The organism is Trichococcus ilyis, from assembly GCF_900109135.1.
GTDB classification, from domain to species: Bacteria; Bacillota; Bacilli; order Lactobacillales; family Aerococcaceae; genus Trichococcus; species Trichococcus ilyis.
This window is the reverse complement of record NZ_FNYT01000017.1, coordinates 47,258-67,525: the sequence shown is the minus strand read 5'-3', so window position 1 is coordinate 67,525 and position 20,268 is coordinate 47,258. Positions and strand designations below refer to the sequence as shown.

The 20,268-nt window shown below is 52.9% G+C and carries 18 protein-coding genes and 1 other annotated feature; of the genes, 2 read left to right on the top strand and 16 right to left on the bottom strand.

The window, feature by feature from the left end; translation table 11 throughout:
- Positions 1 to 376 precede the first annotated feature (376 nt).
- The 3 genes from ald to BMX58_RS09190 all read right to left on the bottom strand — a co-directional run bounded on the left by ald (position 377) and on the right by BMX58_RS09190 (position 3,198).
- Positions 377 to 1,489: an alanine dehydrogenase gene (ald, locus tag BMX58_RS09200; protein WP_068623624.1), complete on the bottom strand. Its 1,113-nt coding sequence runs from the start codon at positions 1,487 to 1,489 to the stop codon at positions 377 to 379.
- Positions 1,490 to 1,494: 5 nt separating this feature from the next.
- Complete coding sequence (locus tag BMX58_RS09195) at positions 1,495 to 2,583, bottom strand: glycerol dehydrogenase (RefSeq protein ID WP_068623611.1); 1,089 nt, start codon at positions 2,581 to 2,583, stop codon at positions 1,495 to 1,497.
- Between the two features lie 276 nt (positions 2,584 to 2,859).
- Positions 2,860 to 3,198, bottom strand: coding sequence for a winged helix-turn-helix transcriptional regulator (locus BMX58_RS09190; RefSeq protein WP_068623609.1), 339 nt, complete (start codon positions 3,196 to 3,198; stop codon positions 2,860 to 2,862).
- A gap of 123 nt (positions 3,199 to 3,321) precedes the next feature.
- On the opposite strand from BMX58_RS09190, the gene BMX58_RS09185 reads away from it, so the two are divergent.
- On the top strand, positions 3,322 to 4,437 hold the full coding sequence (locus BMX58_RS09185; protein ID WP_068623607.1) for an S-(hydroxymethyl)glutathione dehydrogenase/class III alcohol dehydrogenase: 1,116 nt from the start codon (positions 3,322 to 3,324) through the stop codon (positions 4,435 to 4,437).
- A gap of 4 nt (positions 4,438 to 4,441) precedes the next feature.
- Entirely contained in the window at positions 4,442 to 5,272 is an 831-nt protein-coding gene (gene fghA / locus BMX58_RS09180; protein ID WP_068623605.1) for an S-formylglutathione hydrolase, read from the top strand.
- Between the two features lie 54 nt (positions 5,273 to 5,326).
- Here fghA and BMX58_RS09175 read toward each other — a convergent pair whose 3' ends face one another.
- The 13 genes from BMX58_RS09175 to BMX58_RS09115 all read right to left on the bottom strand — a co-directional run bounded on the left by BMX58_RS09175 (position 5,327) and on the right by BMX58_RS09115 (position 20,247).
- Positions 5,327 to 5,959 (bottom strand): copper homeostasis protein CutC, encoded by a 633-nt coding sequence (locus tag BMX58_RS09175; protein ID WP_068623603.1) that lies wholly within the window; start codon positions 5,957 to 5,959, stop codon positions 5,327 to 5,329.
- Positions 5,960 to 6,104: 145 nt separating this feature from the next.
- Entirely contained in the window at positions 6,105 to 7,394 is a 1,290-nt protein-coding gene (pepT, locus tag BMX58_RS09170) for a peptidase T (protein ID WP_068623601.1), read from the bottom strand.
- A gap of 127 nt (positions 7,395 to 7,521) precedes the next feature.
- On the bottom strand, positions 7,522 to 9,189 hold the full coding sequence (locus tag BMX58_RS09165) for a peptide ABC transporter substrate-binding protein (protein ID WP_068623599.1): 1,668 nt from the start codon (positions 9,187 to 9,189) through the stop codon (positions 7,522 to 7,524).
- Between the two features lie 213 nt (positions 9,190 to 9,402).
- Positions 9,403 to 10,143, bottom strand: a complete 741-nt coding sequence (locus tag BMX58_RS09160; protein ID WP_068623597.1) for an amino acid ABC transporter ATP-binding protein — start codon at positions 10,141 to 10,143, stop codon at positions 9,403 to 9,405.
- A complete protein-coding gene (locus tag BMX58_RS09155; RefSeq protein WP_204243795.1) occupies positions 10,118 to 10,903 on the bottom strand; it encodes an amino acid ABC transporter permease in 786 nt (261 codons plus the stop codon). The genes BMX58_RS09160 and BMX58_RS09155 overlap by 26 nt, the downstream gene beginning before the upstream one ends.
- 24 nt (positions 10,904 to 10,927) lie before the next feature.
- A complete protein-coding gene (locus BMX58_RS09150) occupies positions 10,928 to 11,638 on the bottom strand; it encodes an amino acid ABC transporter permease (protein ID WP_068623593.1) in 711 nt (236 codons plus the stop codon).
- Between the two features lie 309 nt (positions 11,639 to 11,947).
- On the bottom strand, positions 11,948 to 12,820 hold the full coding sequence (locus BMX58_RS09145; RefSeq protein WP_068623591.1) for a transporter substrate-binding domain-containing protein: 873 nt from the start codon (positions 12,818 to 12,820) through the stop codon (positions 11,948 to 11,950).
- Positions 12,821 to 12,860: 40 nt separating this feature from the next.
- Complete coding sequence (locus BMX58_RS09140; protein WP_068623589.1) at positions 12,861 to 13,964, bottom strand: uroporphyrinogen decarboxylase family protein; 1,104 nt, start codon at positions 13,962 to 13,964, stop codon at positions 12,861 to 12,863.
- A complete protein-coding gene (locus tag BMX58_RS09135) occupies positions 13,948 to 15,006 on the bottom strand; it encodes a Gfo/Idh/MocA family protein (protein ID WP_068623588.1) in 1,059 nt (352 codons plus the stop codon). The genes BMX58_RS09140 and BMX58_RS09135 overlap by 17 nt, the downstream gene beginning before the upstream one ends.
- A 156-nt stretch (positions 15,007 to 15,162) precedes the next feature.
- Positions 15,163 to 16,209 (bottom strand): uroporphyrinogen decarboxylase family protein, encoded by a 1,047-nt coding sequence (locus tag BMX58_RS09130; protein ID WP_068623586.1) that lies wholly within the window; start codon positions 16,207 to 16,209, stop codon positions 15,163 to 15,165.
- Positions 16,210 to 16,307: 98 nt separating this feature from the next.
- Positions 16,308 to 16,565, bottom strand: a binding site (T-box leader).
- Between the two features lie 353 nt (positions 16,566 to 16,918).
- Positions 16,919 to 17,671, bottom strand: a complete 753-nt coding sequence (locus tag BMX58_RS09125; RefSeq protein WP_068623585.1) for an esterase family protein — start codon at positions 17,669 to 17,671, stop codon at positions 16,919 to 16,921.
- Between the two features lie 15 nt (positions 17,672 to 17,686).
- Positions 17,687 to 18,850, bottom strand: coding sequence for an ATP-grasp domain-containing protein (locus tag BMX58_RS09120; protein ID WP_068623583.1), 1,164 nt, complete (start codon positions 18,848 to 18,850; stop codon positions 17,687 to 17,689).
- 374 nt (positions 18,851 to 19,224) lie between these two features.
- Entirely contained in the window at positions 19,225 to 20,247 is a 1,023-nt protein-coding gene (locus tag BMX58_RS09115; protein WP_068623581.1) for a hypothetical protein, read from the bottom strand.
- Positions 20,248 to 20,268: the final 21 nt, after the last annotated feature.

Here is a 20,268-nt window from a genome sequence, read left to right as displayed (position 1 = left end):
CTACTATGACCTCTGCTGACTTCTCGCTATTCGTTGTTACTACAGGGATTCCTGCTAGCGAGACCTCCCCGGGTAAGAATGATAACCTTCCACTCATGTCACTGCCTCATTTACTGTAGGAGATTCGTGCAGTATGGGACTTTACTTTGTTTTGCAAGCTCGTCCGTCTCCATCCAGCCTTATATGAGATTTCTGTTCGTCAGTGCGAGTGTTTGCGTCCGACTTCCTTCAGATTCCACCTCACGGTGGACACCCTTGTCTTTCGCTAACAGTTCCTACTGCAAAGCCTGTAGTGGACTTTCACCACCAAGTTATCACCCATGCCGGGCGCACAAAAAAGAGATGGACTGCCCCGCAACGGAGCAATCCATCTCTTTCACAACAGTGTTCCGATCGGGGTGTAGCTTGCGCCGATCGATTCGGCGACATCGCGATTCGTCAGTTTGCCTGCATGCACATTGAATCCGGTCAGGATGGTCAGATTGCTTTTTGCCGCTTGCCGTGCGCCTTGATCCGCGATTTCCAAAGCGTACGGCAGCGTGACATTCGTCAAGGCGATGGTCGCGGTGCGCGGAACGGCGCCCGGCATGTTCGGCACGGCATAATGCAGCACGCCATGCCGCTCATAAACCGGATCATCATGCGTGGTCGTGAGGTCTTCGGTTTCAAAGATGCCGCCCTGATCGACTGCGATATCGACGATCACGGAACCCGGCTGCATGCTCCTCACCATTTCCTCGCTCACCAAAGTCGGCGCTTTCCGGCCGGGGATCAGCACCGCCCCGATGACGACATCGGCATCCTTGATGGCATGGGCGATGTTCCACTCGTTCGAAAGCAGCGTGATGACCGCGTGCCCGTACAAATTCTCGATTTCCGTCAGTATTTCCGGCCGGACATCCAAGATCGTGCAATGGGCGCCGAGGCCCAACGCAATCTGCAGGGCGTTGCGCCCGGCCACACCGCCGCCGATGATGACGACTTTTCCGTTCGCCACACCCGGCACGCCGCTCAGCAGAACGCCTTTGCCGCCGTACGGTTTTTCCAGGAACTGCGCGCCGATCTGGACGGACAAGCGGCCCGCGATGACGCTCATCGGTGTCAGCAGAGGCAAGTCGCCTTTCTTGCCGACCATCGTTTCGTAGCCGATTGCGGTCATGCCGGCTTGCAGCATCGCCTGCGTCAGCTCCGGTGCGGCGGCCAAATGCAGGTAGGTGAACAGGATCAGGTCCTCGCGGAAATATCTGTATTCCGATTGTAGCGGTTCCTTCACCTTGACGACCATTTCGGCGGCCCAGACTTGGGCTGCGTCAGCCAACACGATCGCTCCCGCTTTTGCGTACTGCTCGTCCTCGAATCCCGAGCCGATGCCGCAGCCCGCTTGGACCAGGACCTGGTGGCCGTGTTGAACCAGCAGTTGCACTCCTGCCGGCACCATCCCCACCCGGTTTTCATTGTTTTTGATTTCCTTCGGCACTCCGATGATCATCCCGATCATTCCTTTCCGACAAGTCCGTCCACCGCCAAAATGGCGTCGGCGACTTGCTCAGCCGTAATGTTTTTGTTCAGATTTCTCATGGTGTTGCTCTGGGATACAGCAAGTTTTCCGACCGCCAGCAGTTCCTCACGCGTGGCCCCGGCCAGATGCATCTCCGCCAGCGTCGTCGGCATGCCGATCGCCGCCAGGAATTGGCTGTATTTTGCGAACTCTGCATGAGGACGGCCTTCAAGCACAAGCTGGACCAACAGGCAAAAGCCGACGATTTCCCCATGCGTCAAACGATGGACCTCGCCTTTGATGGCCGTGAATCCGTTATGGATGGCATGCGCGGCCGCCAAGCCGCCGTTTTCAAAGCCCAACCCGGAAAGCAGCGTGTTCGCTTCGACAATCGCCTCCACAGCAGGCGTCACCAAGCCATTTTGGACGTCCGCGAACGCGTGGATGCCGTCCCGGAACAACGTCTCTTCGCAGGCCTTCGCAATCGCAGTGCCGGCGAGCGTCGGCAATCCGCCGGCCAAAGCCTTCTCCCCGGAAGCTTGCGTGGCCAACGCTTCGGCACAGGTCGCCAGAGCATCCGCCATCCCGCTGGCGAAAAAGCGGAGCGGCGCCTGGATGACGATTTGCGTGTCGACAAGCACCAGCTCGGGGTTCTTGTCATAGAAACAGTAGTGGTCGAACAGTCCGTCCGGCGTATAGAGCACCGAAATCGCGCTCGTCGGGGCGTCTGTTGAAACGGTAGTCGGCACGATCACGACCGGCAATTCGCAGGCGGCTGCGATGCCCTTCGCGACGTCGATGATTTTGCCACCGCCTAGGCCGATGATGACATCCGCCGTTGTATCGGCGACTGCATCAGCCAGCCGGACCATTTCCTCCAGCGAGGCTTCGCCGGTGAATGCTTCATAATGATAGGGAAAACCTTCCAGCGCCCGTTCCACTTTATCTTGCAGCAAGCCCCATACAAAATCGTCCGTCAGCAAGAACGCTTTTTCCCCGTAGACAGCCGTTTCCTTCCCCAAAACTTCGATAGCGCCCACGCCTTGAATGTACCGGTTAGGCGAGCGAAAAACACGATAAGCCATATGCGAGCCCCTTTTCAAATTGTGATTTTTTTATTATGTCTCCATTTTATCAGAATCTTGATTTTTAGCACAGATATTCAACCGAAATAACCCGCCAACGCCAGTTTGGCCGTTTATTTTGCGTTTTGTTCGTTGGAATAAGCGGCCAACTGGCTTTTGGCGGGGAATCTTGCTCGTTTTTCGCCAAAAAAAAACCGCCAAAACAGGTTTGGCGGGGAATTCGGACGCTCGCTTGCAGACGTAAAAAACGGATTCGGCTGACAATCAAGCATGAGCCTACTCTTCCGAAATTACTTTCAGATACTGGTCGCCCCAATCGCAGATGGATTGGACGACCGGCGCCAATTCTTTGCCGATGTCGGTCAGATGGTAGTCGACTTTCGGCGGAACCACGGGATAGACCGTCCTGGCGATGATCAGATCGCGCTCCAGTTCCCGCAACTGTCGGATCAGCATCCGTTGGTTGATGTCGGGAAGGATTTTGTTGAACTCGCTCAGCCGCAGCGTGCCATTGTGCAGCAAGGACCAGATGATGGCAATTTTCCATCTCCCGCCCACGACAGACAAGGCTAAATCTTTTGTATTGTAAAATTCTTTGTCTTGGTATTGGATCATCGGATAGCCTCTTTTCAAAAAAATATTCATGGTGACAATTATGTCAGTATTCACACATCAGTCATTATATAGTACTCTGTATGAGAAAGAAATACCATTTACAAGAAAGAAGGAAATAAAATTATGAAAAGTAGAGCAGCTGTCGCTTTTGGCCCAGGCAAACCGTTGGAGATCGTCGAGATAGATGTGGCAGAGCCAAAAGCCAAAGAAGTATTGGTGAAAATCCTTTACACATCCGTCTGCCATACGGATGCTTTCACCTTGTCGGGCGACGATCCCGAAGGTGTTTTCCCTGCTGTGTTGGGCCATGAAGGTGCCGGTGTGGTCGTTTCCGTCGGCGATGAAGTCACTTCCGTCAAACCGGGCGACCACGTCATCCCTTTGTACACACCGGAGTGCGGCGAATGCGAATTCTGTCTGTCCGGCAAAACCAATCTTTGTTCCGCCGTGCGCGAAACGCAAGGCAAAGGCTTGATGCCGGATGGCACGACCCGTTTCTCCTATAACGGCGAGCCGATCTATCACTATATGGGGACAAGCACTTTCAGCGAATACACGGTTGTCAACGAAATCAACTTGGTCAATATCGATAAAGAAGCGCCGCTGGACAAAGTCGCTTTGTTCGGCTGCGGCGTGACGACCGGCCTCGGCGCTGTCGAAAATACGGCGAAAGTCGAAGAAGGCGCAGTGACTGCAGTCTTCGGGTTGGGAGCGATCGGCCTGGCCGTCATCCAAGGCTTGAAAAAAGCCAAAGCTGCACGCATCATCGCAATCGATATGAATCCCGATAAATGGGAATTGGCCAAAAAAATGGGCGCCACTGATTTCGTCAACCCGAGCGACCACGATCGTCCGATCCAGGAAGTACTGATCGAAATGACGAACGGCGGCGTGGATTACAGTTTTGAATGCATCGGGAACGTCGAAGTCATGAAAGCCGCATTGGAAGCTTGCCACAAAGGCTGGGGCGAAAGCATCATCATCGGTGTCGCCGGTGCCGGCAAAGAGATCCATACGCGTCCGTTCCAATTGGTGACAGGCCGTGTTTGGAGAGGTTCCGCGTTCGGCGGGGTCAAAGGCCGTACGGAATTGCCGGGGATGGTGGAGGATTTCATGAACGGCGAAATCGATCTGGACAGCTTCATCACGCACCATCTGAACTTCACCGACATCAACGAGGCCTTCGATCTGCTGCATAAAGGCGAATCGATCCGCACGATCTTGACATATGGAGAATAAGGCGATGACAGTGCATGTGATCGAAACGCATAAAGCATTCGGCGGCGAACAACGAAAATATCGTCACCATTCTGAAACACTGGATTGCGATATGGTTTTCAGCCTGTTCCTGCCGAAACAAACGGACAACAAACCGACATCTTTGATTTGGTGGCTTTCCGGATTGACGTGTACTGACGATAACTTCAGCCAGAAAGGCGCCTTCCAGAAATATGCGAGCCAACACCAACTGGCAGTTGTCATGCCGGACACTTCCCCGCGCGGAACGGCTGTCGCCGATGATGCAGGTTGGGACTTGGGCCAGGGTGCCGGTTTTTACCTGAATGCAACCCAGGAACCGTGGGCCAAAAATTACCGGATGTATGATTATCTGACGCAGGAACTGCCGCAACTTGTCTACAGCCTGATCCCGAATTTTTCCGAAAAAGAGAGCATCATGGGCCATTCGATGGGCGGGCACGGCGCTTTGGTCATCGGACTGAAGCATCCGGAACGCTTCCGTTCGATTTCCGCCTTCGCTCCGATTTTGAATCCGTCACAGGTTCCTTGGGGTCAGAAAGCCTTTACCGCCTACCTGGGGCCGGATGAAAAAGATTGGGCGGAGTGGGATGCGACGAGCCTGATCGCCAAATGCGACAGCGCCCAACCGATCCATATTTCGCAAGGGACCGCGGATGCCTTTTATGAAGTCCAGCTGAACGAGGACGCTTTCCTGCAGGCCGCTGAGGGCAAAAAAGTCAGCTACGAAAAACTGGAAGGCTACGACCACAGTTACTTCACGATCGCCTCCTTCATCGAGGAGCATCTGCAATTTCATAAAGAGTTTTTGGGTTAACCAAAAAGCCGATAAGGTCACGGATGTTCCGTTTCCTTATCGGCTTTTTTTAGGTTAAACGATTTTGGTTCCGTGCGCTTCCTTAAAACCCAGTTGGGCTTGTAATTCCAACACATTCTTCTTCGTTACACCGCCACCTGGCATTATCGAAATGCGCCCGCTCGCAGCCATTATTTTTCGCAAATGGTCAACATGGGTAAATATATCGACTTCAGCGGGTCCACCATGCGTCAAGATTCGGGTGAATCCCGTTTTAGCCAACCATTCAGCTGATTCGATCTGCTCAGCTTCCGGGACGGAATCGAATGCCATATGAAAAGTGCACTCGCATTTTCCGGCTGTCGTCAATCCGACTATTTCCTCCAGAAACGGCTTATCTAATGAGCAGGTTTCTGTTAAGGCTCCGATTGCCACTCCCGTTGCTCCGGCTTGCAACGCTGCTTCCAGATCAATCAGCATGATTTCTTTTTCGATAGCTGTGTAAACAAAATCTCCGCCGCGCGGCCGGATGAGGACGATAACCGGAATGTTTCGATCCCGACAATACTCGATTGACTTTCGGATAACCCCGATACTGGGGGTTGTGCCGCCAACTACCAGGTTGTCGCATAACTCAATCCGATCGGCCCCTCTTTGGACCACAAGCGGTATATCGGTAAAATTCTCTACACATGCTTCTTTAAGCATAGGCACCTTGCTCCTTCCTATTGTCGTCAACAGACAGACACTTTTCGATCAGAACAAGATGATTATACATCAAAAACACTGAATCATCGTGATTCCATGGTGTTGAGTTTTTTGAACAACAAATCCGCCAGAGTTACCGAATTTGTCAGCTGTATTCGGTAACTGCAACATGATCGGTATTCACGGAAGCATCAGCAGTTGCATTAACCGCAGCACTCTGTTCGGCAATCGCCATGATGACGTCGACGGATTTCGCCATCGTCTCTAATGTGACGAATTCGTATTTGCCGTGGCCGTTTTCGGTGCCAGAGAACAGGTTCGGGGTAGGCAGGCCTTTGTGCGAAATGATGCAGCCATCCGTTCCACCGCGCATCGGTTTGAATACCGGTGTGATGCCGCAGTATTCATAAGCCTGCACCGCCAAGTCCACGACGACCGGATGCTGCTCGATGATGTCGCGCATATTGTAGTACTGGTCGAAAAGCGTCAATGCAATCCGCGGTTCGGCAAATCGTGCGTTGAAGGCTTCCACCTGTTCGGCGAAGAATCGCTTGCGGTCGGCGAAACGTTCCCGGTCATGATCGCGGATGAAGTAGGTCTGTTTGACCTCGTCGACAGTACCGCTCTGCGATGTCAGGAAATAATAGCCTTCGTAGCCGCTGGTGCGCTCCGGTGTTTCGTGCTGAGGCAAGGCTGTCGCAAATTGGCTGGCTACCAGCAAAGCGTTGACCATCGTATCCTTCGCGGAACCGGGATGGACGCTCGTGCCGCGGATGGTGAGCTCTGCTTGGGCCGCATTGAAATTGTCGTAGGTCAGGTTTCCGATCGGTCCGCCATCGATTGTGTAGGCGAAATCGGCAGCGAAATGTTCCACATCGAAAAGCTTCGCTCCGCGGGCACCCAGTTCTTCATCCGGCCCGAAAGCGAGGCGGATCTTTCCGTGTTTCAATTCCGGATGCGCAAGGAACTGTTCGCAGGCTGTCACGATGGAGGCAATCCCAGCCTTATCATCGGCCCCCAACAAGGTCGTGCCGTCCGTCGTGATGACCGTCTCACCGACATAGTTGCGCAGGCGCGGGAATTCCTTCGGCGAAAGGATGATCTGTTCGGACGCATTCAGGACGATGTCACCGCCATCATAAGCATAGTGGACTTGAGGATTGATGTTGACTGAGTTGAAATCAGCCGTATCCAAATGCGCGATGAAGCCGATGACCGGCACCGCTTCTGTCGTATTGCTAGGCAAGGTCGCCGTCAGAAAGCCGTTCGTTTCATTGTATTCGACCTCTTCCAGACCGATCCTGATCAGTTCCTTCGCCAATTCCAGGGCGAATGTCACTTGGTTATGGGTCGACGGCACCGTATAGCTGCTGTCGTCCGAACGCGTGTCGACCTTTGCGTATGCGATGAATCTTTCCAATAAATTTTCTTTCATATTCCTCATCCGCCTTCCTTTGACCCTTTTCATATCTGTATAAGGAAATATCCGACTAACGGACACCCCTGGAAAGGGCCGTTAAGCGGATATTTATTTTCATCCATGTTCTCGGTATCTTATCGCATTATTCCTCCACGTAAGCCGTGCGGAAGTACATCGCTGCGCCCACCGGTTGGATCTGCACATCCTTCAAGGTCGGATCGATCAGATTGGCATTGGCGCCTTGGTAAATCGGCGCGTTGACGGCGTTCTCCGCTATCAATGTTTCTTCGGCAGCCAGCAACGCTTCCCAACGTTGCTCCGGATCGTTGGCATACGTGCTTCTGGTGTCGTCCAGCAACGCATCGTAGCTTTCGTCCGCAAAGCGGGAACTGTTCAGGCCGCTTGTTGATTCATACATTTCCAAAAAGGCGATCGGGTCGGCATAGCTGGGCGTGTACGTTCCGTAGGCGATGTCATAATCCCCGTTCGTGGTCGATTCCATCCGGCTTTTCAATGGCACATTGCGGATCGTGATTGTCAAACCGGGCAGGTTCTGTTGCCATTGCGATTGCAGGAATTCGGCTGTTGTCTTGGAAGTTTCGGTGTCGGAAGTCAGCAATTCGATCGACAGCGTTTCGATTCCGAGCTCCTCCTTCGCAGTTTCCCACTCGGCCTGCGCCGTTTCCAGATCGTAGACGGCCAAATCGCCGCTTTCTTCGCGGAAATCATCTTCCGTTTCCGGATTGAAAGCGTAATTGGAAGGCACGAAGCCATTCGACGGAACCGACCCGTCATTCAACACGGTGTTCACATAGGCTTCCTTGTCGAATGATTGGGAAAGTGCTTTGCGCAGATGGACATTGGCGGTGTTCGTGCGGCCTTGGTTGAACCAGACATAACCGGACAAGGCTTTCGGCTCCGTCACCAGTTCTTCGGACCCTTTGTACTCTTCGATGTAGGGGTTGCTGATTTGCGTCAACTGAACCTCGCCGGATTCAAACAGATTGATGTTCGTGGCGATTTCCTTGCTGACTTCCCAATTGATCTGATCCAATTGGACGTTTTCCGCATCCCAGTATTCTTCATTCGGCACCATCGTCCAGTTCAGGTCCGTGCCTTCCCAATCCTCAACAATGAAAGGCCCGTTGTACACAGCATTTTCACTGTTCGTTCCGTAGCCGGCGCCCAGTTCACTCGCCAACTGGTGGTTCTGCGGCAGATAAGAGGACGTCCCCAAAAGGTCCTTGAAATAAGCGGTCGGATTGCCCAATGTGAATTTCACGGTCTTCTCGTCGATTGCTTCGACACCCAGTTCCGTCTTGTCCAACTCCCCATTGTTGATCGCTTCCGCATTCTTCAAAGGATACAGTTTATTGACGTTCGGGGAAGCCGTCGCCGGATCCACGATTTTTTGATAGGTATAGACGAAATCTTCCGCGGTCACCGGATCCCCGTTCGACCAATTTGCATCTTCTCTTATCTTGAAAGTATATTCCAGTCCATCTTCGCTGACAACAGGTTCCTCGGCAGCGATACCTAATTCAAAGGCACCATCGTCGCCGACGCGGTAAAGACCTTCATTTGCGTTCTCGAGCACCACCAAGCTGGCGTTGTCCGCGGAGACTGCATTGTCCAAGGATGCCAAATCTCCCGCGTTCGTGACCGTGATGACTTGCTCTGCAGCGGTGGTAGTAGATGAAGCAGCTGTGCCTTCGCTGCTTTCTGTATTTGCGGCATCTCCAGTCGAACAGCCCGCCAACACCAAACTTATCGCTAGCGCTGATGTGATGACCCATTTATCTTTTAACATACTGTTCCTCCTGACGATTTTCATTATTTTTATTCCTATATTGGAATTCATTTCTTTTATATGTATGTACAAGTAGCTTACCATTCAAACTGGCTTAAGGATAATTCCGATTTCCGAACACGTGTGATAGGCAAAAGCGATACATCACGAAACACAAAAAGCCCGTCCCCCGTTGTTAACAGCAGGACGAGCGATGCAGGGGATTTTCCGAGCTCACACCCGGGCCAGGATCCGCTGCAGGAACCCTCTGGTGCGGGCTTCTTTCGGATTGCCGAAAATGTCTTCAGGGGCGCCCTCCTCCACGATGACGCCCTGATCCATGAAAATGACGCGGTTGGCCACTTCCTTGGCGAAGGTCATCTCATGCGTGACGACGACCATGGTGGTGCCTTCCTCGGCCAGTTTGCGGATGACCTGCAGCACTTCGCCGACCAGTTCCGGATCCAACGCCGATGTCGGTTCGTCGAACAGGATGACGTCCGGATTCACCGCGAGTGCCCGGGCGATGCCGACCCGTTGCTGCTGACCGCCCGACAATTGCGAAGGGTAGTAGGCCAAGCGGTCGCTCAGGCCGACCTTTTCCAAGGCGCGGATGGCAGTTTCGGTGGCTTCCTTCTTCGGCACTTTGCGTCCGACGATCAGGCCTTCGGTGACATTGTCCAACACCGTTTTGTTGTCGAACAGGCCGTAGTTCTGGAAAACGAAAGCCGATTTTTTCCGGACTGCGTTGATGTCCTTCTTACTTGCTTTCGTAAAATCGGTCTGGATTTCGTCGAAATGCAAGGAGCCTTCGTCGGCGCGTTCCAGGAAGTTGATGCAGCGCAGCAAGGTTGTTTTCCCCGAACCGCTCGGGCCCAGTATCACGACGATATCACCCTTTTCGACGGCGATGTCCACGCCTTTCAGCACTTCCAGTTCGCCGAATTTCTTATGAATATTCTTCAATGCCAGCATGGTACCGCTCCTTTCGTGCGTCCTCATAGTATTCCGGCTGCATCACTGTTTTTTTCGCAACCGCACGCCCGCGCTTATAGACGGACAGGCGCTGCTCCAACAGTTGGAAAAACACCTGGACGAGCGAGCAGAGGACGATGTAGACAATGAAAATCACCAGATAGGACTCGAGATAATTGTAGCCGAATGCCGCTTCCGTCTTGGCGATGGCTGTGATATCCTGCACCGACATCAGAAAGGCCAGCGAGGTCGATTTCAGCAGATTGACGGTGCTGTTGCACAAATTCGGCGTTGCCGCCACCAGTGCTTGTGGAATCACGATCCGCCGATAAGCCTGTACCGGCAGCAAGCCGATCGACAGGGCCGCCTCGAGTTGGCGTTTGTCGACCGTTTCGAGGGCCGAGCGGAAAACCTCCGAAAGGATCGCAACCGTGTTCAGCGTAAAAACGATGTACGCGTAATAGATCGGATTGATGCCGAAAACGTCGTAATCGGTCCCCCGGCTCTTCACGATGACGTTCAGCAGGCTCGGGAAAAGACTGTACATCACCAGAATCTGGACGATGAGGGGCGTCCCTCTGATGAAGGACACGTAGACTTGGGAAATCCGCGCCAGCACTTTGATGTTCCGCTGTCTCGCCAACGCGATCAGGAAAGCGAACGGCAGCGCGAGCAGTAAGGGAATAAAGGTCAAGCGCAGCGTCGTCGGGATGCCCTGCAATACGAGGATCAGAATTTCCTGGATATAGGCTGAATCAATGGTCATGCGTCTCGCTCCCTTCTCTTAGGCCGCGCGCAGCGGTTGTTTTCCTGCCGATAATTTGTCTTCCGCCAGCTTGAAGGCTTTCTCGATCGCCAGCGTCAACAGCCAATAGATGCCAGCCAAGGCAATGTAGGTCTCGATCGAATAACCGCCGAGATTGCGCGCGATGATCAGCTGGCCTTTGCCCATGATATCAACTATGCCGATTGTGTAAGCCAAAGCCCCCTCCTTCATCAGCAGGATGAACGAATTGCCGAGGTTCGGCAAGGCGCTCACGAGCGCTTGTGGCAAAACGATCCTTCTGAATGCTTGCGCTTCGCTGAGGCCGATACTGAGGGCGGCCTCGCGCTGCACTTTTGCGACTGCCAAGTAAGCCGAACGCATGATTTCCGAACAAGGCGCCGAAAACAGGATGGCCAAGGCGATGACGACAAAGTAGATGCGGTTCCAGCTGTTGATGTCGATGTCGAAGACGCCCAACAGCACCTCCGGCAAGCCGTAGAAGACCAAGAACATCATGACGATCGAGGGGGTGCAGCGGATGATCCAGATGTAACCATGGACGATCGCCCGCAACCATTTCGGCCCGCCGAGCCTTGCCCAAGTCGCCAGGAATCCCAGCAGCCCTCCGATCACGATCGTACCGATCAAAAATTGCAGCGTTACGCCCAGGCCGGACAGGATTTCCGGCACAGCCTTCCATATATAGGTGATGTCGAATGGACGATTCATTTTTAAGCTCCCTCCTCTTGTCTGTCATGTGTTGCCTGGCTTTTCGGGCCGGAAGCGCCAGCCGAGCTAGGTGCCGGATGGCGCAGGGTGGTGCGAGATGGTGCGGTTTGTCGGATGTTGGGCGATCATTCGACTATTTCGCGCGGCGCAGGGACCAATTTGTCGAATGCGGAATGACATTCGACTATTTCACGCGATGCCAGGGCTGATTTGTCGGATATCAAACCGTTATCCGACATTCTCCTCGACTTGATCCGGTCCGCTACATTCCACTCCCCCAGACAGTCCTCCCCGTCGCCACTTCGATTATTATTCCTTCACATATTGGAAGGTGTTCTCTCCAAGGAATTCGTTCATCAATTTATCGATGGTGCCGTCCTCTTCCAATTGCACGAAGGCTTCATCATATGCGTCCGCCAATTCCTGCTGTTCTTTGTTGAACAACGGCCAAGTCGGCAGCGCTTCGTAGACGAAGTAGGAGAAGTCATCCTTGTATTGGCTGTAAGGCGCGCCTTCCGCCAACACGTTCACCTCATAAGCGGTCTTCACAGCGAAGTAGCCGTCATAACGGCCTTCCAACAACCAAGTATAAGCATCCGCGATTTCGAATACATCCGCCGCAGCCAACTCGATCGGCGTATCCGGGTGCTCTTCATTGAATTCTTGGATCACATTATATTGCGCATTGTTCGGCGAAATCGGAACCAGGCTCTTGCCTGCGGCCGCAAAGGATTCCAAATCGGTAATTTCTTCTGCATCTTCCGAACGGATCAACACGCCGATGCTGCTGGCGCCGATGTAATTTTCAGGGAAAATGAATTTCTGGGCGCGTTCCTCGGTGTACCAAGCGCCTTTCGTGCCGACGTCATACTTGCCCGATTCGATCCCAATCAGCAGATCCTCGTCGGAAGTCGGCACATATTCGAATTCATACTGCGGCAACAACTCGTCGATGGCCTTCAGCACGCTGACTTCATAACCGGTCGACTCGCCGTTCTCATCCACATAATTCATCGGCGCGGAACTTTGCGTGTGCGCTACCGTCACGGTGGTCACTTCCGTCGTTTCCGCCGCCGCTTCACTCGTTGCTTCGCTCGTCGTTTCCGCATCCGTCTGGCCGCAAGCAGCCAGTAAGGTGATCCCCAATAAACCAACTGTCGTCAATAATCTTTTTCTCTTCATATAATTTACTCCTCCTGTAGGTTCTGTATGTTTCGGTTCGTTAATGGCTTGCTGTTTTTAGGATTGTCGCCTGCACTTTTTGGGCGGCTGCGTTGATGCGTTGGTAAAAATCCGGATTGGCTTCCAAGGAAATCGCGCAGCCCGGCGCAAATACGATGCCCGTGTCGCCGGTTTCGGCAACGACGTCGGCCAAACGATCCACCAACAAGTCCTCGACTGCCTGGGCATTATCCGAGAATGTCAGATCGGATTTCGGCGAGATCCCGCCGATCAGCAGTTTATCCGTCAAGGCGCGCAGCTTGCGGAAGCTCAACCGGGTCGGGTCCTCCGCGTGGTCGCTGCCGTCTTCCCAGTTGATGGCCTGGACATCGTAATCGATGAAGCGTTCCACGGCCAGATCGACATGCCCATGCGCATGCAGGATGTTGAACCAGGTGCGGTCGTTGATGTAAGCCAAGAGCTCATCCGTATATGGTTTGGCGAAAGCAGCGTAGTCCGCTTCGGAAATATCGCCGCGTTGGCTGTACTGCTCAGCGATGAAGAAGCCGTCCACACCGGCAGCGATCAATTCGTCCACGAACACTTTATTCGAGGCATGCAGCACATCAAGCGCTGCTTTCAGTTCCTCCCGGTGGTTCTCCAGAAAAGCTGCGATTGGGCTTTCCTCCGGTCCGTCGACGATGTGCGCGATCGAATCGTTACCGGGCGCAAATTGCTTCACCCAAGACAACGGCGAGAACACGGTGCCGACGACGACTTTTTCGCCGTTGTAGTGCTCCACGATCTTTTTGGCAAAAGCGGCTTCGCGCCGGATCACAGGATTGTCGGCTTGCAAAGGCTCCAAGCGCGTCAGATCAGCTGCGTTCCGGATCGGATACTCCAGAATTTTGCCTGCCCATTCCTTCGCATCCGTCGAAAATTCGATCGGTGTCCCATAGGCTTCCGCAAAGAATTGCCCTTGCGACATCAGCTTGATCAGATCCCAATCGTTCTCATCCGTGAAGGCGATCGTCGCGTCGGCGAACGCTTCGAAATCACGGTCGACCAATGGCATATGGCGCCAACCGGAAATTGCCGGTCTGTCCAAAGGCTGCTTCTTGAGTGCTGCTTCTATTCGTTTTCTTCCATTAAATGTTTCTGTCATATCGTGCGTCCTCCTGTTCGATGGGTGTCCATGTCTGCGTTGCTTGCGATCGGTAGGCTGCAGCGAGAATGCGTAATGCCGTTACCCCCTGTTCCGCCGTAACGAAGGGAACCGTGTCCTGTTCGATGCTTTCGACGAATTTATCAATGATCGGCGTCAATGGTTCTGCATATAAGCCGTCCTGCGATGGATCATCCAAGTAGGCCTTCTCCCCGTTCTTGCGGTAGAGTGCGATCGGATGCCCGTCCGCATAAGTAACGGCAGTGGCGCTTTCGCCGTATACGACGGTCTGTTTTTCGTTCGAATAATCGAACCAGTGGGTCAACAGCGTCCCTTGCATGCCCGAGCGATGCTGCAACTGCAACACGGCATAATCCTCATAAGGGACCGGGCTGCCGTCAGCCAACCGCTTGCCTTGCGTCGCAGTCTGAGCCAGCACGGAAACGACGGGGTCCTCGCTGAACAAGTAGTTCAACAAATCGATGCGGTGGACGCCCACCTGCGCCAGAGCCCCGTTCGTATGGCCGATCCGGTCGTAGAAATCAGGGAATGCCGTTCCCCAACCGTCATTTTCCTGGCCTGGGTTGGCCAAGGTTGTGCGGTAAGCATGGACCTTTCCGAGCGCCCCTTCCGTCAGCAGCTCTTTCAGCAGCTGGTGCGCGGGATACAGCCTTTGGTTATGGATGACCATCAGCTTTTTGCCCGTCCGCTCGGCTGCCTGCCGCATTCGTTCCGCCTCCTCCACCGAGTCCGCCATCGGTTTTTCGCACAATACATGCTTGCCGGCTTCCAGCGCGGCGATGGTGATGGGGCTGTGCATTTGTTCGTTCGTAGCGACGATGACGGCGTCGACCGTCCCATCTTCCCAGATTTCCTCCAGGGTCCGATAGACTTTGCCGCCGTACTTCTTTTGGAAAGCTTCCGATTTGGCAATGGTGCGGTTATAGAAGCCGATCAGCTCGACTTTTTCGCTTTTGTGGCTTAGAGGGGCGTGCCGCTGTTTCGAAACATCCCCGCAACCGATGATGACAATCCCGACCATGGGACCCCTCCTTTCCTTCTTTCTTTGCCCTCCACTTTCGGAAGACGGCTGTTTGAGTTATGTGCTTGATTCTAACATGGTGAATGTTTTAAAAATAATACCGATTTGCTATCAGGGTTGACCGGCTTTGGCGAACACCGCTCCTGCCGCCCCGTTTTATTTTTGCAGCGACGTCGTTTGTTTGTGGTTCGTGCCGGTGATACCCACAGCTGTTTGCCTTACCAATTCCAAGCGATCCAGTCCGATCCGCGGATCGACTGTGCAGTCAGCCCCGATGATGACGCCTCTGTCACCCGTTTCCTGGATCAGATCGGCTGTGAATTGGGCGATGTCCGCCTTGTCCCCCGAGTCCAACAGCGTGCCGGCGTTGTTGTCGAAGCCGCCGATCACCGCTTTGTTGCCGAAGAAATCCTTGCCTTCCTTCAGGCTGATCTTTTCGGTGTGGACCGCCCAGTTGTAGGCCTTCGCTTCATAGTTCTGGTAGTACGACAGATCGTTCTGGTGATGCTCGTAGCCGCAGATATGCAGAATGTTGTAGTCGCTGGCTTGGTTCGCCGTCGCCAACACCGCCAACTCGCTCGGCGCAATATAGTTATGGTAGGCTTCTTTGGTCGCCGCGCTGCTTTGGACATTCTGCACGCTCAGGTAGATGCCGTCCGCGCCCGCTTCTTCAATGACTTTTTGGGTCAAGACTGCGATATCCTTGGCAATTTCGTTCGCCGCAAACGCGAGAGCTTCCGGCTCGGTTTCAAAGAAACGGGGGAATTTTTCCGGATCCTTGTCCCACGCTTCGAAGGCGATGCGGATATAGTTCGCCGGCGAAAAGATATTGTAGAAAGTTGCGATCTCGCCGTTGAAGGATTCCTTGATCCGTTTCACCGTCTTGACCTGCTCCGTGATCCACGGATGATCCGGTCCCACCGCTTTCACGTTGTAAAGGTCATCCGCCTGCTCGATCGTTTTTGCCAACAGGCTCGGATGTCCGAAAAAGCCGTCGCTCATGATCTTCACGAAATCCGGATTGAAGGCGTCGTAGAATTCCTTGTGTCCGTCGATCACTCGATCCAAAATCGCTCTGTCCTCCAAACCACGGAATTGAGCATCACCGAAAACAAAGTGAAACCAAAATCCGACCGGCACACGCTCCGTTTCCTTGTTGTCGAAAGCGTCAAAAATCAATTGTTTTCTGTTGTTGTCTGTCATATGTATTCCTCCTCGAATTTAGAAAAGCTGAATGGGTTCGCTTAGCCCTGAAGCTAGCCAAGTGCAAAATAAAAAGCCGCCCTTCCTGGAGTGCTTCCAGAAAGGACGACAGTGACATCGTGGTTCCACCTTTTTTCGCGGAAAGCTTGCGCTGGCCGCCTCAACCGGTACGGAGCCTTTTACCGCGCTCGATACCGTTGCCTGTCTAACGGGGGCGTCCGGATGCGCCTGCAGGATTCCCTGTCAGCGCATCAACTCCGAGGCCATTTTTCCTGTGCTGCCGTCCGCTCTTTCCCACCGACCAAGAGCTCTCTGAAGGACCAACCAACAAGTACTTTCCTCTTCTTTGCTTTTTTCTGTATGGCTTTGATTTGATAGACAAAGTCTACCACCGCAGCCACAGCCTGAAAAGCACACGATTCCGAACAGGATTGACAGGCACAAGCGAACAGCGTGTTTGTTGTTGATGGTGAAAACCATGGATTACAGCGAGTTATCCATGGTTTTTGGCAGTTCGGAGACAAAAAAGACGAATAACCGAAAAGTATTCATGGTTTTGCGCGTCCGGCATATGGAAAACATGGATAAAATTCATTTATTCATGGTTTTGGGCTATAGCCGGACGAAAAACATGGATAACGGCGAGTTATCCATCCCCACGCACAAAAAAGCCCTCCCAGCAAAATGCCGGAAGGACGATAGTTTCTTCTCAATTCAATTTACCTTGCTCATTCAGTTTGCCCAGGAAGTACGGCATCTGGACGCGCCACCATTCCCAGTCGTGGTGGACGTCGGAGCCCCAGAAATCGATCCAGGCAGGGATGTTCTTGAAGCGCAGCGCTTCTTCGATTTTGCGGGTGTCTTTGATGCTGACTTCTTCCCAGTTGCCTTGGCCGGTGGCGACGATGATATTGCCGGAACGGTATTTGTCGAGGAACCAGCCATCGTTCAGATTCCACAAGTAATCGATCGGCGAATTCTCGTAGACGTTGCGGTCGTGGTAATCCCCAAAGAAATAACGCACATCATACAAACCGCTCAAGGCGATGACGGTATCGAAAGCATCCGGATGGCGCAAGTAGAAGTTCAGGCTGTGGTAGCCGCCCATGCTGCAGCCGGTCGTAAGCAACGGTCCTTGATAACCGGTCTGATACTTGATGTGCGGAATGAGTTCATCGATGATATAACGGTCATAACGTTCGTGCATGTTGGCGCGGTCGTAAGGACTTTTCCATTCGCACAGCCAGGATTCGTTGTCCACGCTGTCCGGTGTATAGAACTGCACCAAGCCTTGGTCGATGAACCACTGGCAGGCTTCGATCATGCCGAAGTCGGCGTATTCGTTGTGGCTGCCTCCCGATGATGGGAAGACGATGATCGGTTTCCCGGCATGTCCATAGCGATTGAAACGCATCTCACGGTTCAAATGACCGCTCCATTGTGATGAATATTCTACGTGCATCTTTTTTCCCCCAGTCTATTCGGTCACGGAAATCATATGGATGATGTCCATCAGTTCTTGATATTCTGCCGCACGGATGACGTAACCGAAATCGCCCATGATGGCCGCAAAAATGCCGGGCATCTCCTCAAACAGGACGACATTGCCGCCGTAACGGGCCATCACTTGCTCATGCGTGAAGCGGTACGGATGGACGCCTTTGCGGCTGACGTAGCAACAATAGTAAGGCGCGTGCATCTGCGCGTTGAAATGGCCGGTCGCGACCAGCTCGCCATAAGCGGCGTAAAGATCGACATCATTGGCCCAGTTCCACATATCCATCGTATGCCCGCCAGGCGGACGCAGGTTGGCTTCCAGGGCAACGAGGCTGCCGTCGGGTAGACGGAAAAACTCAAAATGGAAGAAGCGTTCGCGGACATTGAAAGCCTGCACGAGCTTGGTGCCGATTTCGCGCAGATCGTCCGGCATATTGCGGTCGACATAGTAGAACATATCCGCATTCTTTTCCACAATTTCCAGCACGGCTTTTTCATAAACCAGCGTGGCATCAAAAAGGATATTCCCGTTTGCATCGGTCAGACCATCGTACGTGACGATTTTCCCGTCGATGAATTCCTCGAGAATGTAGGACTCGTAAGGATTCTTCACATGGAAAAAGTGACCGAGCTCCTCTTCGGAACGGATTTTGTGCGTATCCGCTGCACCGACGCCGGAATCCGGTTTGATGCAGACCGGGAAGCCGTATTCGTGGCACAACCCTAGCGCATCGTGGTAGTCGCCGATGACGCGCCCGCGCGCCACCCGGACGCCGGCATCACTGAACTTTTCCTTCATGGCGGACTTCAGTTTTGCGAAGGCCATGTCCTCGTTTTTGAAGCCGAACACGTTGAAATCGGTGCGCAAGCGCGCATCCTGCGCCAGCCAGTATTCGTTGTGCGATTCGATCCGGTCCATCTTGCCGTGCTTGTAAGTCAAGTAAGCCACCGCGCGCAACATTTCGTCATAGTTTTCCATATCATTGACGCGATAATATTCCGTCAGGCTCTCGCGCAAGTCCGCATCCAACAACTCATATGGCTCGCTGGCGATGCCGAAGACATGCACGCCCGCCTTCTTCAGACCGAATACGAAATTCTTGAAATTGCTGGGAAAATGCGGGGAGATAAATACGTAATTCATGGGGTTACCTTCTTTCCTACGAACATTAGATTATAATGAGAATGTACCATTATAACGGCAAATTTACAAGCGTTTTTCAGATGGGGAGGGGAAATAGTGATACAATTGCTAAGGTTTTCTGATAAGCTATGAATACCTAAAATCCACTTCTTTGAAAGGCGTGAACAGTATGAAAAAGATAAATCGGTTCTCAGCCAAAAGAGCATCCGCCAGAATCATTCGGCTCTCATCAAAATCACGAACTAAATTGCTTTCCGCACAATCAAAGCAACCGTCGAATGATTCGAAAATCTTTTTAGCATGTGTGTTTGAATCCATGGCTGAATACGATAAAGCTCTACAGGGATTGATCGAGCGTTAACAACCTCACTTTCTTAAACGAACAGCCAATCCAAATTCAGCAATTCCGGAAAACTGAGTATCAAGCGGTTTACCTCGTCCAAATTCAGTTCCTCCAACTCCAGTTCGCCTGCCCGAATCGCATCCAATCGTTGCATCGCGACCCCGCTCACGAATGCCAATTCATCTGTCGGTTTGTTGACAAGGAAAATCCCTTCGAAAAGAGCGCGTTCGATCCGATCCAGGAAGGTGTCATAATAAATTTCGCCAATGCCGGCCTGTTTTGCCGATCCGTGCGCTATCCTCCCGCAAGCCGTAAGCATATGGTCGATCGTTTCATCCATGTCGGCATAAAAGATACGGATCCTTTTCTCGTCCAACGAAAACGCCAAATGGTCGACGTCGCTGAAGTTTGCGGAGACCTTTTCAAAGGCCGCGATTATGCCAGGCATCTGATGCGTGACCGCCCTCGAAGCAAGCATATCGTCAATAAACATCCGTTTGGAGAGGAAATGCAGTTCCAACGGGACGCCATTTTTACGGAACTCAAGCGCTGCCCGGTTGATGATTTCATTGCGGAAATCAATCATGCTGATAACCATATCCGGGTGCTCCCACATCTCGGTTCCATCAGCTGCCGCCACTTCATCCTCCTCACTGGGATCCCAGACCTTTTCCTCTACCTGACGCTCAATTTCCTCCCAGTTATCGGGCATGCCGTAGATCATGACGAACTGCCTGCCTTGGCGGTCCACCGCCTCAACCGTCAGCATTTCATGAAAATAATGATACGCGAAATTGTCCATGAGGGCATATTCGGTTCCATCAATCACTCTGGTGCCGTATGTATTCGCCATGCTTTTATAGAATGCTGCAGATTCATTTCCGCTGACGTATTGCTGTTCATCCATCAGATTCAGACACCTCAGCTCCTGAAAATGCAGTTCGAGAAACGGAAAGCGTCCATCCTGAGCAGCCAATTCGTTCAATCGTTCCTCCGGCGTTCCGTCATCACGCAATCCATCCAATACCTCTTCCCAGTCCACTCCAAAAACCATTCGTGCCGTCTCCTCATGGCT